Annotated in this window: 16 protein-coding genes; 9 read left to right on the top strand and 7 right to left on the bottom strand. The window is 45.7% G+C overall.

What is annotated here, in order from left to right:
• Positions 1–182: 182 nt before the first annotated feature.
• From TW81_RS17970 to radD, 6 genes are all read right to left on the bottom strand, one after another.
• Complete coding sequence (locus TW81_RS17970) at positions 183–1,049, bottom strand: EAL domain-containing protein (RefSeq protein ID WP_045957124.1); 867 nt, start codon at positions 1,047–1,049, stop codon at positions 183–185.
• A gap of 292 nt (positions 1,050–1,341) precedes the next feature.
• Positions 1,342–1,620, bottom strand: a complete 279-nt coding sequence (rplY, locus tag TW81_RS17965; RefSeq protein ID WP_045957123.1) for a 50S ribosomal protein L25 — start codon at positions 1,618–1,620, stop codon at positions 1,342–1,344.
• A 235-nt stretch (positions 1,621–1,855) separates the two neighbouring features.
• Positions 1,856–3,196, bottom strand: coding sequence for an ATP-binding protein (locus TW81_RS17960; protein WP_045957122.1), 1,341 nt, complete (start codon positions 3,194–3,196; stop codon positions 1,856–1,858).
• Positions 3,186–3,845, bottom strand: a complete 660-nt coding sequence (locus tag TW81_RS17955; RefSeq protein ID WP_045957121.1) for a response regulator transcription factor — start codon at positions 3,843–3,845, stop codon at positions 3,186–3,188. The genes TW81_RS17960 and TW81_RS17955 overlap by 11 nt, the downstream gene beginning before the upstream one ends.
• A gap of 13 nt (positions 3,846–3,858) precedes the next feature.
• Entirely contained in the window at positions 3,859–4,257 is a 399-nt protein-coding gene (locus TW81_RS17950) for a PepSY domain-containing protein (protein WP_045957120.1), read from the bottom strand.
• Between the two features lie 67 nt (positions 4,258–4,324).
• Positions 4,325–6,064, bottom strand: a complete 1,740-nt coding sequence (gene radD / locus TW81_RS17945; protein ID WP_045957119.1) for a DNA repair helicase RadD — start codon at positions 6,062–6,064, stop codon at positions 4,325–4,327.
• Positions 6,065–6,137: 73 nt separating this feature from the next.
• Here radD and rsuA point away from each other — a divergent pair, with 73 nt between their 5' ends.
• The 3 genes from rsuA (at position 6,138) to TW81_RS17930 (ending at position 8,861) form a co-directional block, all read left to right on the top strand.
• Positions 6,138–6,839, top strand: coding sequence for a 16S rRNA pseudouridine(516) synthase RsuA (rsuA, locus tag TW81_RS17940; RefSeq protein ID WP_045957118.1), 702 nt, complete (start codon positions 6,138–6,140; stop codon positions 6,837–6,839).
• A 157-nt stretch (positions 6,840–6,996) separates the two neighbouring features.
• The gene (locus TW81_RS17935) at positions 6,997–8,202 is read left to right on the top strand and encodes a Bcr/CflA family multidrug efflux MFS transporter (protein WP_045957117.1); all 1,206 of its coding nucleotides are present in this window, start codon (positions 6,997–6,999) and stop codon (positions 8,200–8,202) included.
• On the top strand, positions 8,202–8,861 hold the full coding sequence (locus tag TW81_RS17930; protein WP_045957116.1) for a DUF2913 family protein: 660 nt from the start codon (positions 8,202–8,204) through the stop codon (positions 8,859–8,861). Before TW81_RS17935 ends, TW81_RS17930 begins: the two co-directional genes overlap by 1 nt.
• Positions 8,862–8,882: 21 nt before the next feature.
• Here TW81_RS17930 and TW81_RS17925 read toward each other — a convergent pair whose 3' ends face one another.
• Complete coding sequence (locus TW81_RS17925; RefSeq protein ID WP_045957115.1) at positions 8,883–10,316, bottom strand: DUF2867 domain-containing protein; 1,434 nt, start codon at positions 10,314–10,316, stop codon at positions 8,883–8,885.
• A gap of 169 nt (positions 10,317–10,485) precedes the next feature.
• Here TW81_RS17925 and TW81_RS17920 point away from each other — a divergent pair, with 169 nt between their 5' ends.
• From TW81_RS17920 to TW81_RS17895, 6 genes are all read left to right on the top strand, one after another.
• Positions 10,486–11,793 (top strand): MATE family efflux transporter, encoded by a 1,308-nt coding sequence (locus tag TW81_RS17920; protein ID WP_420835070.1) that lies wholly within the window; start codon positions 10,486–10,488, stop codon positions 11,791–11,793.
• A gap of 123 nt (positions 11,794–11,916) precedes the next feature.
• A complete protein-coding gene (locus TW81_RS17915; RefSeq protein WP_045957113.1) occupies positions 11,917–12,588 on the top strand; it encodes an ABC transporter ATP-binding protein in 672 nt (223 codons plus the stop codon).
• Positions 12,569–15,022, top strand: a complete 2,454-nt coding sequence (locus TW81_RS17910; protein ID WP_045957112.1) for an ABC transporter permease — start codon at positions 12,569–12,571, stop codon at positions 15,020–15,022. Before TW81_RS17915 ends, TW81_RS17910 begins: the two co-directional genes overlap by 20 nt.
• Complete coding sequence (locus TW81_RS17905; protein ID WP_045957111.1) at positions 15,023–16,147, top strand: lipocalin-like domain-containing protein; 1,125 nt, start codon at positions 15,023–15,025, stop codon at positions 16,145–16,147.
• 256 nt (positions 16,148–16,403) lie between these two features.
• A complete protein-coding gene (nhaA, locus tag TW81_RS17900; RefSeq protein WP_045957110.1) occupies positions 16,404–17,570 on the top strand; it encodes a Na+/H+ antiporter NhaA in 1,167 nt (388 codons plus the stop codon).
• Between the two features lie 436 nt (positions 17,571–18,006).
• Positions 18,007–18,925, top strand: a 919-nt coding sequence (locus tag TW81_RS17895; RefSeq protein WP_045957109.1) for an Ig-like domain-containing protein, incomplete at its 3' end; no start/stop codon positions are given.

Here is an 18,925-nt window from a genome sequence, read left to right as displayed (position 1 = left end):
CTTAACTGATCGGCATTACGCTCAAGCGCGTTCTTTTTGCTTTGTAAGCGAGTTTTAACTAGGTGCATCAGAGTGTAACGTTGGTTTATTTAGCATCCGTATTTAATTTAGTCGCACTTATCTCATGGCAATCTTGAGATTGGGAAGGCCGATGTGAATTGTGCCCCCTAGCTTGGTTGCTATCACTGGTGCTTGTTGATTTGTTGGGGTAGGTTAGGCTCCTGCATTGTCAGTTCGAGTTCAGAGTAATACGTATCAAGATTAGTTCTTTCATCAAGAAGCTTGGGTTTGGCGAGGTAAAAGCCTTGGTATAGATGAGTTTCCAGCTCTAACATTGATAGCAATTGATCGCGTGTTTCTATCCCTTCGACAACCACCATACATTTTAACTGTTTCGCAAGTTCCAACCCTCTAAGCAAGCTACTAGACTTGCCGATTAAAAATTCTAGCAGTAGATGTCTATCAATCTTGATTAGATCAGGGTGCAAGCTTTGAACCCGAAAGTCGTCCGAGCCATCAGAACCATAGTCGTCTACTGCGACTCGTAAACCATTGTGTCGACATTCGATAATGGCTTTTCTTAACTCGATTATCTCCAATGCGCTATCCACCTCATGTTCTAGGATTTCATTAACAATTTGCTCGGTTTTAATGCCTAACTGTTTAAGCCTGTTAAGAACTAAAGTTTGACCATGTGATTTTAAATTGGAGAGTGCTGTCGCGGGCAGTAAGTTGACAAATAGATTGATGGGGCGATGTAACAGCGAGAAGTTACGAAAGTGTAGAACTCGAGCGAGCCTATCCAGATTGACTTGGTGGTAGTAGTCATCTGAGTCGGGGATTTTCTTGGAAAATAATTCTCCAGGGCTAATCCAGTGCCCGTCGTTATCTTTGATCCTCAGTAATGCCTCTAGGCCGAAGATATTAAAGTCTCTATCATAGAGGGGGTGGTAGGCTGTCCATAGGTCGAAGTGTTCATAATGGGCACATGTTACACCATTTCCACAGGTTCGTAGATGTGATTCAAAATCAGCTTGTGACGTTAACATTCTAACCACGCTCTACACCTCAACTAACTAGTGATACATTTGTAAATTATATATGCGCTCACTGGTTTGGCAATTGAGGTCAGAACAAATTAGCTTCAGCTAAGCTGAATAGATGATTTTAGATTTTTAGGGAGTCTTGCTAAATCTAGAGCGTTTTTTAAGGCTCAAAAACGGTGAAACCCCGATGTTGGTAGCATCGGGGTTTCGAATTTTTAGATGTCTCGGTTGGTAAGTCCGATAATCTTTTATGCAAAAGGCTGGATTAAATCCGAATTAATTCCTTGGTCGGGAATTAGATGCGGATGAAGTCCATGTGCTCAACTTTTGGCTTGAAAGCGTGACGTTGAACGTCTTGTGGCTTAACTTTAACTTCAGCACCGTCGATAACTAGAACGATAGCTTCGTAAAACTCAGGCTTGTCCATTTGGTTAACGATGTCATCGTGGTTAAGAACGATAGATACTGCTGCTTCTTCACCGCCGTATACAACTGCAGGGAATTTACCAGCGTGACGTAGGCGGCGGCTCGCACCTTTACCTAGTTCAGTACGTACTACTGCTTCAAATTTCATAGTATTACTCTCAAAATAATAAAGTATTCATATTCACACTAACAATGCGACCTTGTTAAGTGTGCTAAACGCTGAAGAGAAATTGGTAGTAACTCTCCAAGCGAGCGCGGATACTATCACTCTCTTACTTTTCTAGCAACTCAAAATCACCTAAATCAGCGTTTTCCAGAGCAATTCTCACCAATCGCTGAAGTTATCGCCGTTGGGGTTTGACGCGCCATATCCGGTGGCAATGTTATTGACAGGTTTTAAGCGTCAGCACGGCTTTTAAACCGCCCATTGAGCTTTTGGATAGGGCAAGCTTACCGCGATAACTATGAGCCATCTCAGTTACTATATTGAGCCCAAGTCCAGTTCCCGGTGTGGTTTCATCCAATCGGACGCCGCGTTGCAGAACGCTGTCGATATCGTCATCTGCAATGCCCGGACCATCGTCTTCAATGATCAGTTTAATCGTACCGGATTTGTTGTCGATAGAATGGACGCGAATGAGGTTTTCTGACCATTTGTAGGCATTTTCGAGCAGATTGCCGACCATTTCATCAAGGTCAGTTTGATCAACGGCGACCTCGATGTCTGAATCTAACTCGTTAATAAGAGTAACCCCTCGCTGTGCGTAGACTTTATCGAAGGCCATGGAAATCGCATCGACACGTTCCGCGGCGTTTGCTCGTACTGAGAGTATGTTTTTTGAGCCAGCCATACGCGCTCGGCCAAGGTGATAATCTATCTGGCTTTGAATTTGATGCACAGGAGGCAATAGAGAATCACTGGTCTCCTTATCGAGCGTAGCTATTTCGTTTCTGAGCACCGATAAGGGTGTTTTCAGCGCATGGGAAAGGTTGCCGGCATGATGACGGGCGCGTTCGAGCAGCTCTTGGTAATGAAAAACCAGAGCGTTAAGGTCAGATACTACAGGGGCGACTTCTTTCGGGTAATCTTGGTCTAGGCTTGTTTTGTCACCCGAGCGAAGTTGATGGAGCTCTTTTTGCATTTTACTCAGAGGACTGAGCGACCATTGAACTTGCAGCATAATGACGCTAAGAACGCCAAAGTAGAGTAGGGCAAGAATGATCCAAAGCTGGCTCATTAAGTCTCGTACCGTGTCTTCTATAGGTTGTTCGTCAATACCGATCAGTACTTCGATTGGGCCTTGAAAATCGGGATAGTAGAGCGAGGTTTTTAGATAGATGAGCTTTTCATCTCGCGCGCCAAAATACTCTTTGCCTTTTCTTTTCGACGTAATGGTTTTGTCCCACAACGAACGTGAACGAAGCAAATCAGAAGCTGTTGTTGCTGACCAATACAAACCGCTGTAAGGGCGGCTAAAGCGAGGGTCAGACAGGTTGGACGTGAGCGTGAGATTACCAGATTCATCGGCTTCAAGTGCGGCGGAAATCTCATCCATATAGATAGAAAGCTGAGATTTCGCATCATCTTCCATATAGTGAAAGACTTGGCTTGGCACGCTAATGCCCGCGGCGATAACCATGGCCGTTAGCCAGACAATCGCGGCGAGTACTAAGCGGCTTTTTAAACTCAGTCGCTTAAGCAACGAGCGCTTGTTAGTCGGCATTGAGTTGATACCCCAGTCCTCTGACTGTTTTGATCACCTTCGGGGCGATTTTTTTGCGGATTCGACCAATAAACACTTCAATGGTGTTTGAATCACGGTCGAAGTCTTGTTTATAGATGTGCTCGACCAGCTCGGTACGTGAAATGACCTTCTCTGGGTTATGCATAAAATAGGCAACAACTTTATATTCTAGTGCAGTAAGACTAATCGCTTGGCCTTGCCACATGACTTTGGAAGAGCGTGTGTCTAGGCTTAAATTGCCCACTTGCATAACGGGAGAGGCATTGCCTGATGCGCGGCGAAGCTGAGCTCGAATGCGAGCAATCAGTTCAACCATTTCAAACGGCTTGGTTAGGTAGTCATCGGCACCTGCATTTAATCCTTCGACGCGCTGGGTTAAGGTATCGCGAGCGCTCAGGATGATCACTGGGGTATTGATGTTTTCGTCTCGTATCCCTTTCAGTACGGTCAGGCCATCGAGCTTAGGTAAGCCAAGATCGAGTACGATGGCATCCCATTCTTCGGAAGTCGCTCTGTATAGTGCATCAATACCATCTTGAGAAAGTTCGGGAACCCAGCCAGTTTGTTCTAATGTGGCGATGATTTGTTCACCAAGACGAGGTTCATCTTCGACGACGAGAATTTTCATAAGCGTTTATCTTCTATTTTTTCAGTGCTTCTTTAATGTTTCTGCCTTTGATCTGCAGCATTTCAAGGGTTTCGGCGTTGTACTCAACTTTGATGATGTTGTTATTGTGGTTCAGTTTAAGTTCATAGATCCAAATGTCATCGTCTTCGTCGAGCTCGACTTGAATGATGCGGCCATAGAGATCCCGTTCAACAGCGGCAAACATTTCTGAAAATGGACGAACAAAGCCCTTTTGTACTGCCTCGTAGACTTCGTCTTGATCCTCTTCAAACTCAATTTTCGCACCGGGCTGGTGGGCGTCTTGAACTAATGCATGGCCATCTTCGTCATGGTGTGCATCAGCAAATGTTGAAAATGAAGCAAAGACACAAGCTAAGAGAGTGGTTAGGACGACTAACGTACGCTTGAACATAATCCTACCTTGTTGAAATGACTCGTTTCAGTATACGCACTGCAAGATGAACTCCAAGTGAATGTCATTAGTTGGTTAGCTCATCAGCAAAAATTTTGTCGCGCATTTTCCAAAAACGCCCAGACTTACGCGCGATAACAAACTGAGGAGGGCGGAACCTATGCTGATTGTTGACCACTTTGGTTGGCGAAGCGTCATCAAACGGGCGATGTTTGTCAGCGAGGTGAGGACGAACAAATTGATCCTTAAAGCGTTGCTTTTGGTTCTTAGTGGTTAACGACCAAAACTCACTGACCTGCGCTTGATTGTCACCAATATAACAGACCTTCAAACTGCTCTTGCCCTTGTCATCTTTGTAAACGCTTAAATCCATCTCGCGGCATTCAAACACTAATGCATCTTTTAGGTTTAACGCCTCTTTAAGCTTTTTGTCTGGGTCAACTAAAGTGGCATCGCACTCATGGCAAATTCTTGCAGCGATGTCGTTGTCCGCACCACATTCTCCGCAATATTTGGCTCTGAAACGGTAATCACAATGTTCTCGCTCACCTGTATCTTCATCTTCAAAAAAGCCTTGGCATTTGCGGCCAAAATGTTCAATTAGGAAGCCATTGCTGTCGAGCTTGCCCCAGAAATTATTATTAAAGCCACAGGCAGGGCAAGGGATGGTGATTATCTCGCTGTCGGAGTCGGGCTTGGCGTCACCGACTTCAGGTTGATAAAGATCGTAGCTGTTGCCTGCATAATCTAATACCAAACACTCTTCTTTTCCTGGCGATAAGCGCAATCCTCGGCCAACAATTTGTTGGTAAAGACTGATCGATTCTGTTGGTCGTAAAATGGCGATTAAATCAACGTGTGGCGCATCAAATCCGGTTGTGAGTACCGATACGTTAACGAGGTACTTAATGTTACGATCTTTAAAGTTTTGAATGATGGCATCGCGTTCAGGTGTCGGCGTGTCTCCAATCACTATCGCAGTTTCCCCTTCGGGAAGTAGGCCATAGATCTCTTGCGCATGACGAACCGTGGCGGCAAAAATCATGATGCCTTGTTTATCTTGCGACATTTGAATAATTTGCTCGACAATTTGTGGCGTCGCTCGTTTGGCTTTATCGATCACCATATCCATTTCGGACTCTTTATAACGCCCTGTGTTGGCAGGCTTGAGCTGAGAAAAGTCATAGCTAAGGACGGGGGCGTCCATCATTCGTGCTGGTGTCAGGAATTTTTCATCCAATAAGTAGCGAATCGGCAGTTCAAAAATGCAGTCACGGAAGAAGCGGGGCTCTTCGCTGCGCACTAAGCCGCGGGTGTGATATTGATAAATCCACCCCATCCCTAAGCGATAAGGGGTCGCGGTGAGACCAAGCACCTTAATACCTGCGTTTTGTTCGCGTAGATGGTTAATGACTTTTTGGTAACTGGTGTTTTTGTCATCCGGAACGCGGTGACATTCATCTATGACAAGCAACGAAAATTGATTGTTAAACTGGTCAAGGTTGCGCACAACAGATTGAACGGACGCAAACACCACCTGTTGATCTGTCTCTTTGCGGCCTAAACCCGCTGAAAATATCGCCCCTTTCAGCCCATAACCTTCGTATTTTTGGTGGTTTTGTTCAACAAGCTCTTTGACATGAGCTAGCACGAGTACCCGTCCTTTGGCGAGTCTTGCAAGCTCGGCAATAACTAAACTTTTTCCTGCGCCCGTTGGCAAGACCAAAACCGCCGGTGTTGAATGTTGACGAAAGTAGTGGATAACGGCCTTGACGGAATCAGCCTGATAGGGACGAAGTGTATACATAAAATGTGTGAAATAGCTCAACTATTTAGTTTAGTCGCACTATAATACCTCACCTAGCAAAGATGAGGTATTCATGCGTTTAGATAAATATCTATGTGACGCTCTTGGAGCAACACGTAAAGAAGCAACAAAAATCATTAAAAGTGGTGATGTCACCGTCAATGACGTGGTGCAAAAGAGCGGCGCGTATAAAGTGACTGATACTTGCACCGTGGAGTGGCAGGGCAGAGAAATCCACAAGCCGGGCCCTCGTTATATTATGTTGTTCAAGCCGGATGGTTTTGTTTGCTCGCATGAAGATGGTTTTAATCAAACGGCGTTCATGTTGCTAGATGAAGTGAAAATGGAAGACTTACATTTTGCTGGTCGCCTTGATGTAGACACTACCGGATTGGTGTTGATTACCGATGATGGTCAATGGTCGCATCGAATCACGTCACCGAAACACAAATGTGAAAAAACCTACCGGGTTTGGCTTGCCGACCCAATTCAAGCCGATTATGCAGACAAGTTTGCCCAAGGCATTCAACTGCGTAACGAGAAAGAGTTGACACTGCCGGCCAAACTCGAAGTGGTCGATGAGCAAGAAAATGAGCTACTACTTACCATTACCGAAGGTAAGTATCATCAAGTGAAACGCATGTTTGCTGCGCTGGGGAATAAGGTAGAGCATCTGCACCGTGAACGAATTGGTGACATTGAGCTGTGTGAAACGCTAGAGCCCGGTGAATACCGCTACCTTACTCAACAAGAAATTGATTCTGTTTGGAAATAATTGTTTATCTAGGAAATAGTTTATTTCCACTTAGGAACTAGTCTTTTGGGCTGAATTGATTGAATATGGATCGATTCACATAACACAATTGTGTTGATTCATTCTGTTTGGTTGCAGCACGGACGCTGCATCTAACCCGCAACCGAGTAGGAGATTTATGTCTGAGAGAACCTTAGATCAAACCAGCGCACCGCAAATCAGTTTTCTATTATTCCTTGTTCTGGGTGCAATTGGTGCTTTAACCCCTTTAGCGATAGATATGTACTTGCCCGCAATGCCAACCATTGCCAAAGATCTTGGTGTGGCAGAAGGGGCAGTTCAGATCACCCTCACCGCGTACACCGCCGGTTTTGCGATTGGTCAGCTTATTCATGGTCCACTGGCAGACAGTTATGGCCGTCGTCCGGTACTGATTTTAGGTGTGCTATTTTTTGGTATCGCGGCCGTGGTCAGCGCGACAACAACTGGCATTGAGGCCCTGACTTGGGTACGTACCGCACAAGGCTTTGCTGGTGCTGCCGCCGCAGTCGTTATTCAGGCAGTCGTACGTGATATGTTTGATCGCGAAGATTTTTCCCGCGCGATGTCATTTGTGACTTTGGTGATAACCATTGCACCACTGATCGCCCCTATGATTGGCGGTTATGTCGCGGTTTGGTTTGGGTGGCGTGCAATTTTCTGGATTCTCGCTATGTTCGCTGTGGTTGTGATCGGACTGGTGATGTGGAAAATTCCAGAGACCCTAAGTTCAGAGAACAAACAGCCATTTAGAATCCGCAATACGTTAAGAAATTACCTTCGACTTTCTAGAAACCCTGTAGCGATGGGGCTGATTTTCTCGGGTGCGTTTTCTTTTGCCGGTATGTTTGCATTTTTGACCGCAGGCTCATTTGTTTATATTGATATCTATGGCGTACCACCTGAACAGTTTGGCTACTTATTTGGCTTAAACATTGTGGCAATGATCATCATGACGAGTATTAATGGCCGTTTGGTTAAAAAAGTCGGTTCGCACGCTATGCTACGCTTTGGATTGTTTGTTCAGTTGATTGCCGGCATTGGACTGTTTGTCACTTGGCTGCTGGATTTTGGCTTATGGGGGACGGTGATTTTTGTGGTGATGTTCATTGGTACCTTGTCAACAATCGGTAGTAACTCGATGGGATTACTATTAAGTGGCTACCCAACAATGGCGGGGACAGCGTCATCGTTGGCAGGTACTTTGCGTTTTGGTACAGGGTCTATTGTTGGCGCTGTTGTGGCAATGATGCCGGGCGGTGTGACTTGGCCAATGATCACAGTAATGAGTGCATGTTCCGTCATTTCGGTGGCATGTTATTGGATATTTGGAAGAAAGGCGTAATGTCTGAGTATACGGTAGAAATACAAAAACTGGTTAATAAGGCGTTGGATGATATTGCTTGCGAACACAATGCGGGCAAACTGACTAACGGTCCAACGGCAAACAACCTGTACTTAGTCCGTTGGATAACCAGAGCGATTAAGTCGCAGCAGTTCCCACGTATTGTTGCTGATGATTTGATTCGTTGGCAAAAAACGGGACGCTCTAAAGGAAATAATGCAGGTCTGATGCAGACGTTCCAACGTATTGCTAAGTTCTACGATCAGTTTTTCCCTAAGGGTCAAGACGATCGCGTGATCAAAGATTATCAGATCAACGAATTCATCGACATGATGGAAGAGCAAGGTTGGGAAGTAACAACCTCAGAACCGTTGGTCGATTGCGGTAAAGTACAGATCTTTACTGAAGGCCCCAATTCATTGGCGATGTGTACCGAGCAATGCGAAAGCTGCTTTGAAGGTGAAGACATGATCAAACCTATGAGCTGGTTTGTTCGTGGTCATCATGCTGATTTTGTCGAGAAAGCAGCGGCGGCGGGTTTTATGGTTCATAAAGTGACGGATTACAAATCCAACGTCAAATATCACGGAGAATACCTTGTCTTCCCAGCTAACCGTGGTAATCAGTTAGCTGAGATACCGCTTAGTGTGAATGTTTAGTCTGACCTTAAAGAGCTGCCACTATGGGAGCTCTTTTGCTTTTCTCACAATGGCTTTGACCATACCTTTGAAAATGAATAAGTGCGCAGGCATCATAGCAAACCAATAGAGTAAGCCTCTAAAGCCTTGTGGGTGCCACCAAGCGGTTACGGTGAGTCTTCGGTGTTTGCCCAAATCTTCAATTGAAAACTCTAAACGGCCAAGCCCTGGCCCTTTCATGCCAAACAGCAACGAGATGAAGTGATTTTCTTCACAGCGAATTACCTTCCAAGAATCAATATAGTCACCCACTTGCAATTCCGGTCCCGGAGGAGATCGCCGGATAGGTTTTCCGCCACCAAAAAAGAGCTCTAGCCACTCACGGGTACGCCAAAGTATGTTGGCAAAAAAGTAGCCCTGTTTACGACTACCGATTTGCTTGACTAATTGCCATAGTTGTCTGGCAGAAAGCGTTGTTTCAATACTTGCACCTGTCTGTTTTGGGTAGTAGCCAAAGCCTGGTTGCCAGCGTGATAACGCCGCAGGATCAAAGCCCCACACATTGCTGCGAACAAAAGTGCCTTCGTGTTTAATACTGCTCGACACCATCTCTTGATATGAAATGAGAGCTTGCGGGTATTTACTCGCAATGGCTTGATTGTTCGCTATAAAGTCGTGTTCTAAACCAGACAAGAGCGCAGCGCCAATGCTGGTTGGCACAGACGTGACAATACCTAGCCAATGAGAGGCCATTTTCGGGGTCAGCAATGTTGTCGAAAGAATGGAAATGGGTTTGTTGATTGTCTTGGCGATCACTTGAAACTGCTTGCGATAGCTTAATGTGTCTGGGCCGCCGACTTCGTATAACTGGTGATCTGTCGGTGTCTCTTGCGCGATTGAGAGCAAATAGTGATTGAGGTTAGCAAGTGCAATCGGATTGGCTTTAGAGTCGACCCATTTGGGGGTAATAAGAATGGGCATATTGTAGACAAAGTCGCGCATGATCTCGAAAGCGGCTGAGCCTGGGCCAATGATGACACCCGCCCGAAGCTCTGTTATCGGAATGCCTGCTTGACGAATGATATCCCCGGTCATCTTGCGCGCTTTTAAATGGTTAGAGTCCCCAGTCTGTGGCTGGATGGCACTGAGAAATATAACGTGTTTGACCGCACTTTGGCGTAAAGCGCTGTTGAAATTTTCGGCTAATGAAAGCTCATAGTCTAAGAAGTCGTGTCCATGAGCCATTCCGTGTACGAGAAAGTAGATAAGATCGAATTGTGGAATCAAGGCTTTGGTTGCCTCTTCGTCAGCGAGATCAAGATAGCAGAGCGAGAGGTTAGGTTGTGGCTTAACGCGCGCCTTTAGGTATTCGATCTGTCTTGCCGCTGCCGTGACTTGATAACCCTGTTCGCACAGGAGTGGAAGAAGCTGGGAACCTACGTATCCAGAGGCGCCAAGCACCAAAACCTTTTTCATTACTTTCCCTGTATTTTTATGGTTTCATATCAAGAGTGATAATATAATAGCCGCCTCGTTTTTTCTCTCTTTTCATACCGTTGTATTTTGAGGTTCGCGCTTGACTACTCTCTCCTATGTATTAGCCAATACCCGCGGTGACTTTATACGTCGTCTGATTGCTATTGCTATGCCGATCACCCTGCAAAGTATTATGTTTTCGAGCCGAAGTTTGGTCGATGTTTTAATGCTCGGACAACTGGGGGAAGCCGAAATTGCCGCCGTCGGTGTCGCTGCGCGGGCTACCTTTGTCACCACTATTATGTTGGTTGGCGTGACCACGGGTGGCGCACTGCTTACCGCGCAATATTGGGGAGCGGCTGATCGTAAAGGGGTGAGAGAGAGTACCGCCTTGACGTGGCTCGTTTGTACGGCCTTTGCTGCGCTGACCGCGATTTTATTTATCTTGTTCCCAAGCCAGATTATGGGTTTTGCGACGAATGATCCCCAAGTCGTCCAACTAGGGGCTGACTATCTTGTGATTACTTCGGTGACGATGTTTGCCGTGGCCTGTGTCGCGAGTATGTCGGTAGGCTTACGCGCAATGCACAAACCCGGGATCAGTACCTTTTTCAGCGGCATTGGTATTGTGTCTAACGTTTTCCTTAACTGGGCACTCATCTTTGGCCACTTAGGTTTGCCTGCGCTCGGTATTAAAGGTGCTGCGATTGCAACCGTATTGAGTGGCGCGATAGAAGTGGCTTGCTTGTTTGGCTACCTCTACGCCAAACAACATCTGCTCGCATTTAGTTGGCAAGATATCCGCAACGTCGTGGTGTGGACACGCGTCAGCAAATTTTTAAGACTTTCATTGCCTACGACATTTAATTTCCTAGCATGGGCTGGTGGATTGTTTGTTTATCACGCCATTATGGGTCAATCGGGCGTTCAGGGCTTGGCCGCTTTGTCAGTGATGACGCCTGTTGAGTCAATTGCGTTGGCACTTTTAATTGGTATGTCCAACGCCGCCGCCGTCTTGGTTGGTAACCAAATTGGGGCGAAGAAATATGATGAGGTCTATTACCAAGCAATTGGAGTGACTGTACTCAGTTTGCTCGTCGGGTTCGTAGTCGCCGCACTATTATATGTGGTGCAAGGATTAGTCCTTGATGCATTTAGTGCTCTAACACCAGAAACGCGCGCGTTATCTGAAAAGTTCATGCTGGTACTCAGTCTCGGTATCGTCTTGCGTTCTATACCCATGATGACGATTGTTGGTGTACTGCGTGCGGGTGGAGACGTTAAGTTCTGTTTATATCAAGATCTTGTCGCTCAATGGTTGATTGGCATCCCATTAGCCGCGTTTGCCGCAATTGGACTGGGTTGGGAGCCGGAATGGATCTATCTGCTGTTTTTAACAGAAGAGGGCATCAAATGGTTTGCGTCTTTATATAGGATGAAAACACGTAAATGGATTCGAAATTTGATCGAAAATTAGACATTGAGCGTGGGTTTATAGTGTTTTGATGCATATATTGTGAGCCAGTGTCCAAAATACTTTCTTGCTGGGGCGATTTAGTGTAGATTCACACTCCTATTTTAAAGGCTGACGAGAGAATCGATGTTACAACTTACAGACCTGTGTAAAGGCTACGTAGATGGTGATGAATTCCATCCCGTGTTACAAGGTGCTGAGTTGTCATTGAAGCAAGGTGAGCAAGTCGCCTTGATGGGGGAGAGCGGTTCTGGGAAGAGCACCTTACTCAATCTTATCGCCGGCCTTGATACGGTCGATTCTGGTCAAGTTTGCTTTCCAAACTTTAACATGCATGATATTGCTGAAACTAAGCGCACCGCTTATCGAAGAAACAATATCGGCCTTATTTTTCAGCAGTTTAACTTGCTTCCTACACTTAATGTCGCTGACAACATCCGCTTTTGTCGTCAACTTAAAGGTTTGCCTGAAGACGCAGGTCTGTGGCGTCAAATTCTCTCTGCTCTTGATTTGATGCCTTTGCTTGGTCGTTATCCGGAAGAAGTTTCCGGTGGTCAACAGCAACGTGCAGCAATAGCACGCGCACTCTATATGGAACCAAAGATTCTGCTTGCCGATGAGCCAACTGGAAGTTTAGATGAGCGCAATGCCGAGGCGGTCATGCGTCTACTAACAAGCCTAACTAAGCAGCTGGATTGCACCTTGTTGTTGGTGACTCACAGTGAACGAGTCGCCGAACATATGGAAGGACGAATCAGACTACAAGGAGGACAGTTGCATGTTATGGCCTGTAGTTAAAGCACTACTTGGCCACTACCGACGCTATCCTTTCCAAATACTCCTTGTCTGGCTCGGTATTACCTTAGGTGTTTCTCTGCTGGTTGGGGTGAGCTCAATCAACAATCATGCTCGCCAAAGTTATGAGAACGGCGAAAAGTTATTCTCTAATCCACTTCCGTATCGTATTCGTCCCCGTCACAGTGCCAATAAGATTCCACAAGGGTTTTATGTCCAACTCCGTCGTGATGGTTTCCATCAATGTGCACCTTTCGAAAATTTACGTATTAGCACAGCCAGTGGGGCCGATTTAATACTGGTAGGTATTGATCCTGTCGCTATGATTGGTTTCGAGTCCGGTGCTTTGCTTGATGAGATTTCCTCACTCGAATTAATGCGTCCACCTTATCCTGTGCTCGTCAGTTCGGATCTTGCGCAGCGAATGAAGTGGCAACAAGGTGATTTTATTCGCCTCAATGATGGTAGTACCTTAGGCCCTATTCGTGTCGACAGAGAAGACCGATTGAACGGAACACGCATTGTCGCTGACATGTCATTATTGCGCATGCTAGAGCGCAGTTCGGGTATTTCTGTGATTGCGTGCTCGGATATGCCAGCAGATAAGCTAAGCAAGCTCAAATCTATATTGCCTAACGGTATGGCCTTGAGTCGCAGTTCGCGCGCTGAACTGGAGTCACTCACCGAAGCTTTCCACTTAAACTTAAGTGCGATGGGTATGCTCGCATTCTTAGTTGGCTTGTTTATCTTCTACCAAGCTATGTCGATGACGCTGACTCAGCGTCAGCCTTTGGTGGGTAACCTCAGACAGATGGGCGTATCTGGATGGCAGCTTGCTCAAGCGCTGTTCTTAGAGCTTGTTGTATTGGTATTGATCGGATGGTTATGCGGTAATTTGCTCGGTATGTTACTTGCCAATCAATTACTTCCGGCAGTATCGGCGAGTTTAGGTGATTTGTATGGGACTAACATCGGTCTCTCGATTGACTGGGATTGGCGCGCTAGCTTCTATAGTCTCTACCTGTCAATTACCGGGGCTGTTGTTGCTTGCGCGTGGCCGTTAGTTCGTTTGCTGCGCTCGCCACCACGTCGTCTTGCTACAAGGTTGTCTCTAGTTCGTTTTGCTGGCGCTGAGTTTTCGGTTCAAGCTTTGATCGCCTGTGGTTGCTGTGTGTCGGCAATCGCACTTTATCAGGCGCCACAAACCCTAGAAACAGGCTTTGCCATCATCGCTCTTATGCTATTAAGTGCTGCGTTGTTTACGCCTTATGTCATTTGGCGTTTATTCGAAATGCTTTCTTATTCTTTGCGCTGGGTAAAAGTACGTTGGTTTTTTGCCGATGCGGCTGCGAGTATGAGTTATCGCGGTGTTGCTACTATGGCGTTTATGCTTGCGATGGCGGCGAATGTCGGTGTCGAAACTATGGTTGGCAGCTTTCGAGATACCACAGATAAATGGTTGAGTCAGCGTTTAGCGGCAGATCTGTACATTTACCCGAATAACAACTCAGCAGCTCGTATGAGTACATGGTTACTGAACCAGCCGGAAGTGGAATCGGTTTGGTGGCGTTGGGAAAAAGAAATTCCAACTGATAACGGGGCGTTGCAGGTGGTGAGCACCGGTGCTTCTGAAGGTGAGCTTGACGCGCTGACGGTCAAACTGGGCATTCCAGACTATTGGTATCATCTACATCACTCTAAAGGGGTCATGATCAGTGAATCTATGGCGCTTAAGCTGAAAATTAAACCGGGCGATGTCATAGAACTAACTGGAGAACTCGGTGATGGGTGGCAGGTCGTCGGTGTTTATTACGATTACGGCAATCCATACAATCAAGTCTTACTATCTCATCGAAATTGGTTATATGTGTTTGCGGGCGGCGGCTCAGTTGCATTAGGCACAGTGTTACAGGATGGTGTTAATCCGCACGGCCTAAAACGGCGCTTGGAAACCTTATTTAGGCTCAACACAGAGCGTATTTTTGACAATAGTGATATTCATACTCAAGCGATGAGGGTGTTTGACCGAACCTTTTCGATTGCAGACACCTTAGGCAACATAACCCTCGTCATTGCTGTATTTGGGATCTTCTTCGCTACGCTGGCAGGTGAAGTGTCTAGACAAAAGCATATTTCGTTATTGCGTTGTTTGGGTATGTCCGGTAAAGAGTTGATTTTAATGGGTAGCTTACAGCTGTTTGTTTTTGGTGCAATGGCAATGCTCATCGCTATGCCACTTGGACTTGCGTTGGCCAATCTTGTGGTTGATATCGTTATTAAACAGTCATTCGGTTGGACGTTAGAGCTTCAGTTTATACCGTTTGAGTACCTTCACTCTGTCAGTTTAGCGATGTTCGCGTTGATGGTGGCAGGCGCTATCCCGGTGCTAAGAATGGTGAGAAATACACCGATGAAATCACTAAGAGACTCACTATAGATGAAGCGTAAAAACAGAAGAGTTATCGGTGTGTTCTTGGTAACCATAGTTACAGCAGGGTTAGTATTGTTCGCGCTTTATCAACCGACCTCATTAACGCCAACCAACCAAAGCGCATCCAATGAGGTAAGTGCTGCCTTTGTCTCTAAGCAAACTCAAGTTTTCGAACCCGTTCTTCCCGGCAATCCGGTGATCATTCCTCGCGATTTCGCCTTTCACAATGAATATCAGCACGGTTGGTGGCACTTTTTTGCCAACGTCGTCGATGAAAATGGTGAGCAGTATGGCATTCAGTGGACCTATTTTCGTATTGCAACCCATGAAAATGATATGCCTGGGTGGTTGAGCCCGCAGCTCTATATTGCGAATGTGGTTGTTTCCAATAAGAGCCAAGTATGGCGAGAGCAGCGGGTTGCCCGTGGTGGAATAGGACAAGCCGGGATGTCAGCAATGCCATTTCGCTTATGGATTGATAATTGGCATTGGCGTTCTTTAGGTAGAACCCCGTTTCCTGGTCAGCTAGATGTCGGAACAGATACATTTAAGGTCCGGGTTAGAGCAACGACCAGAGGCCCATTTGTCATTCCTAGCGAACGTGGGTATGCGATTAAACATGATTTATTGCCGATTGCATCACTTAACTTAACTGCGCCATTTTTATCTATCGAGGGCCAACTAGAACTGTCACCACATAACGTGATAGAGGTAAAAGGCAAAGGATGGATGAGTAAAGAGTGGGGTAGCGGCCTCATTGCAGAAGACCAACAAGGCTGGGACTGGTTTGTGTTCCATTTAGATGATGAAACGACACTCTCTATAAATCGTTATCGCCATGAAAGCCAACTGCCATATGTATTTGGTACCTTGTCGAAAAACAATGGCAAAGTAGTTTCGCTGCAAAATCAAGATATCGACATTTCACCGTTGAATGATGTCCTACTCACGAATGGTAAACGTGTACCGTTAAGTTGGTCCGTAAAGATTCCTAAGCTTGGAGTGGATATTGAAACTCAAGCAGCGAACCAGGATTTGTGGTTGCCATTTGTACTGCCATATTGGGAAGGCCCAATTACGATCAGCGGGAGTCATAACTCGCAAGGTTTTATGCAACTGACTGGTTATTAACTGTCAAATTAAATGGTTATGTTCTTATGTAAGTCACTTTCTGCTCGGTAGAAAGTGGCTTTTTGCCATTTATGTGGAAAATCCGATGTTTTGCCTATACTTAAGCGGGGAAGTCAAAAGTAAGCTTGCAATAAGGGTTCGGAAAAACCGAGTTATATAATCCAAACAATCGATTTTTCCTAAAGTTACAGTTTCTATAAACTCAGCCCTATTCGTTGTAGTCACTTATTTACATAATAAATATAAGGGCAATATCATGAATGATATTATTCGCGATTTCTTTAAAATGGAGTCAGCTGGAGGCATTCTACTCGTCATTGCAGCCGCTATTGCAATGACGATCGCAAACACTTCTCTTAATGATGCGTACCAAGGTTTTCTGCACACTTATGTGTTTGGTATGTCTGTTTCTCACTGGATTAACGATGGCTTAATGGCAGTGTTCTTCTTGCTCATCGGTCTAGAGGTTAAACGTGAGCTGCTTGAAGGTGCACTAAAATCGAGAGAAACCGCTATCTTCCCAGCAATTGCTGCGGTAGGTGGTATGTTGGCACCAGCTTTAGTCTACTTGATGTTTAACTACAGTGATGCCCAAGCGGTGCAAGGTTGGGCTATTCCTGCGGCTACCGATATTGCTTTTGCGCTCGGGATTATGGCTCTGCTGGGTAACCGTGTACCAGTCAGCTTGAAAGTGTTTTTGTTGGCCCTTGCGATTATTGATGATCTAGGTGTTGTCGTTATTATCGCGCTGTTCTATACAGGCGAGCTATCAACAACAGCATTAGCCGTCGGTTTTGCGATGACCGCGGCGCTGTTTATGCTTAACTCAAAGCAAGTAACGAAATTGACACCGTACATGATAGTGGGTGCTATCTTGTGGTTTGCGGTCTTGAAATCGGGTGTCCATGCAACCTTGGCTGGTGTGGTTATTGGCTTTGCGATTCCTCTAAAAGGTAATAAAGGTGAACACTCTCCGCTTAAACACATGGAACATGCACTACATCCATATGTGGCGTTCGGTATTCTGCCGTTGTTTGCCTTCGCCAATGCAGGTATTTCGCTAGAGGGCGTATCTATGTCGGGGTTAACTTCAATGCTGCCTCTAGGTATCGCATTAGGACTGTTGGTGGGTAAACCTGTCGGTATCTTCTCGTTCAGTTGGTTAGCGGTGAAAGCTGGTGTAGCTAAGTTGCCTGATGGGATTACATTCCGCCACATCTTTGCGGTGTCTGTGCTGTGTGGTATCGGTTTTACCATGTCTATCTTCATCTCATCGCTGGCATTCGGACAGGTGAATGTAGAGTTCGATACTTATGCTCGCCTCGGTATATTGATGGGCTCGACGACTGCAGCATTATTGGGTTACTTCCTATTACACATTTCTTTGCCAAAAAAGAGTCTCAGCGTAGAGAGCAAGGCTTAGGATAAGATTCAGCAAGGTAATAACAATAAAGATTAGCGCCCGTTTGGGCGCTTTTTTACATCAATAGTTTGAATGTAATAACTGAAATATTTCTTATAAATGATACTAACTCCTTTGTCAGTAAAATAACTTTCGTGCCAGTTTTGCGCTGCTAAACAGAAATACAATCTAAGTCTTTTGTTTAATAACATAATTGTTAATTAAATGTTTGGGAGTGAAAAATTGATGTGATTTTTAGGGGTCACCGTACCATTTGAGTGCATCTAAAATTCCTTTTAGGAGTGTGAGCTGTCTGTAGATGTGTAGTGCCTTGTTCATTTGTTGGTATGAAAAGTAAAGGGGAACTAGGCGCATATTGCCGAGATACTTTTAACTAAGTATCAAGCTTTGTTGTATATCTGAATGCCAGCCAATCAACTTAAAGTTGGGGTACGATATGGGACTTCTTAATTATTTTATGATGGGCAACATCGCTGGTGGTCAAACTATAGTCATCGATGTTAATGGCAACGTTCGTATTTTACTTGAAGGTGAACAGCCTTTACCGGGAGAAGTGGTCATCAACGCAGATGGGACTCAATCCACCGCTCCCACTTCTGTACAGGTAAGACTGGTTGATGCCCTAGGAGTACCACAAGACATCACCGCTGAAGTCGAAGATATCTTTGCAGCCTTAGAAGGTGGAGTCGATCCTACCCAATTAGGTGAAGACTTCGCGACCGCCGCTGGTGGACAAGGTGGGTCTAGTCCTACTGGGACAGGTACGATTGAAAGGGATGGCTCAGCTACTCTTGCTTCTACCAATTTTGAAACAGATGGCTTTACTTCTATAGGACTCTCTGAAACCCAAAGCCTAACGCTTTCCGACCTAGAGGCGCAGTTCCCCCCATTTTTCACCGAATCAATAAATGGTGCTCCACTTGGTGACAACTTAAACGTTGAAACAGATGAAGATATACCAATCAGTGGCCAACTCACCGCGAGTGATCCAAATGACGATCCGCTAACCTTTGAGCTAGTGAGCGGGGTAAGTAACGGCGAATTAGTGTTAAACAGCGATGGTAGTTGGACTTATACACCGGGTGATGACTTCAATGGTCAAGACCAGTTTACTGCGATAGTGGATGACGGGAATGGTGGCCAAGATACGCTGGTAGTAAATATAGATGTTTTGCCTGTTGACGATCCATCCGATATCTATCTTGGTGAAGGGGATGATGACAGTGGGTCGGTGACGGAAGATGTGGATACCAACTTGGATGTTGAGGGCGTTCAACTTGAAGTCACAGGGACACTGTCGGTTCAAGACGTGGATGGTGACGGAGCGTTTAACACCACCCCAACGTTTTTGAGTA

Source organism: Vibrio galatheae (genome assembly GCF_000967545.1).
Classification (GTDB): domain Bacteria; phylum Pseudomonadota; class Gammaproteobacteria; order Enterobacterales; family Vibrionaceae; genus Vibrio; species Vibrio galatheae.
This window is presented reverse-complemented; position numbering and strand designations above follow the sequence as displayed.

Bases quoted from the DNA above. Each gene is read 5' to 3' on its own strand.
- TW81_RS17970 (WP_045957124.1), bottom strand. From the start codon at position 1,049: ATGTTAACGTCACAAGCTGATTTTGAATCACATCTACGAACCTGTGGA.
- rplY (WP_045957123.1), bottom strand. From the start codon at position 1,620: ATGAAATTTGAAGCAGTAGTACGTACTGAACTAGGTAAAGGTGCGAGC.
- TW81_RS17960 (WP_045957122.1), bottom strand. From the start codon at position 3,196: ATGCCGACTAACAAGCGCTCGTTGCTTAAGCGACTGAGTTTAAAAAGC.
- TW81_RS17955 (WP_045957121.1), bottom strand. From the start codon at position 3,845: ATGAAAATTCTCGTCGTCGAAGATGAACCTCGTCTTGGTGAACAAATC.
- TW81_RS17950 (WP_045957120.1), bottom strand. From the start codon at position 4,257: ATGTTCAAGCGTACGTTAGTCGTCCTAACCACTCTCTTAGCTTGTGTC.
- radD (WP_045957119.1), bottom strand. From the start codon at position 6,064: ATGTATACACTTCGTCCCTATCAGGCTGATTCCGTCAAGGCCGTTATC.
- rsuA (WP_045957118.1), top strand. From the start codon at position 6,138: ATGCGTTTAGATAAATATCTATGTGACGCTCTTGGAGCAACACGTAAA.
- TW81_RS17935 (WP_045957117.1), top strand. From the start codon at position 6,997: ATGTCTGAGAGAACCTTAGATCAAACCAGCGCACCGCAAATCAGTTTT.
- TW81_RS17930 (WP_045957116.1), top strand. From the start codon at position 8,202: ATGTCTGAGTATACGGTAGAAATACAAAAACTGGTTAATAAGGCGTTG.
- TW81_RS17925 (WP_045957115.1), bottom strand. From the start codon at position 10,316: ATGAAAAAGGTTTTGGTGCTTGGCGCCTCTGGATACGTAGGTTCCCAG.
- TW81_RS17920 (WP_420835070.1), top strand. From the start codon at position 10,486: ATGCCGATCACCCTGCAAAGTATTATGTTTTCGAGCCGAAGTTTGGTC.
- TW81_RS17915 (WP_045957113.1), top strand. From the start codon at position 11,917: ATGTTACAACTTACAGACCTGTGTAAAGGCTACGTAGATGGTGATGAA.
- TW81_RS17910 (WP_045957112.1), top strand. From the start codon at position 12,569: ATGTTATGGCCTGTAGTTAAAGCACTACTTGGCCACTACCGACGCTAT.
- TW81_RS17905 (WP_045957111.1), top strand. From the start codon at position 15,023: ATGAAGCGTAAAAACAGAAGAGTTATCGGTGTGTTCTTGGTAACCATA.
- nhaA (WP_045957110.1), top strand. From the start codon at position 16,404: ATGAATGATATTATTCGCGATTTCTTTAAAATGGAGTCAGCTGGAGGC.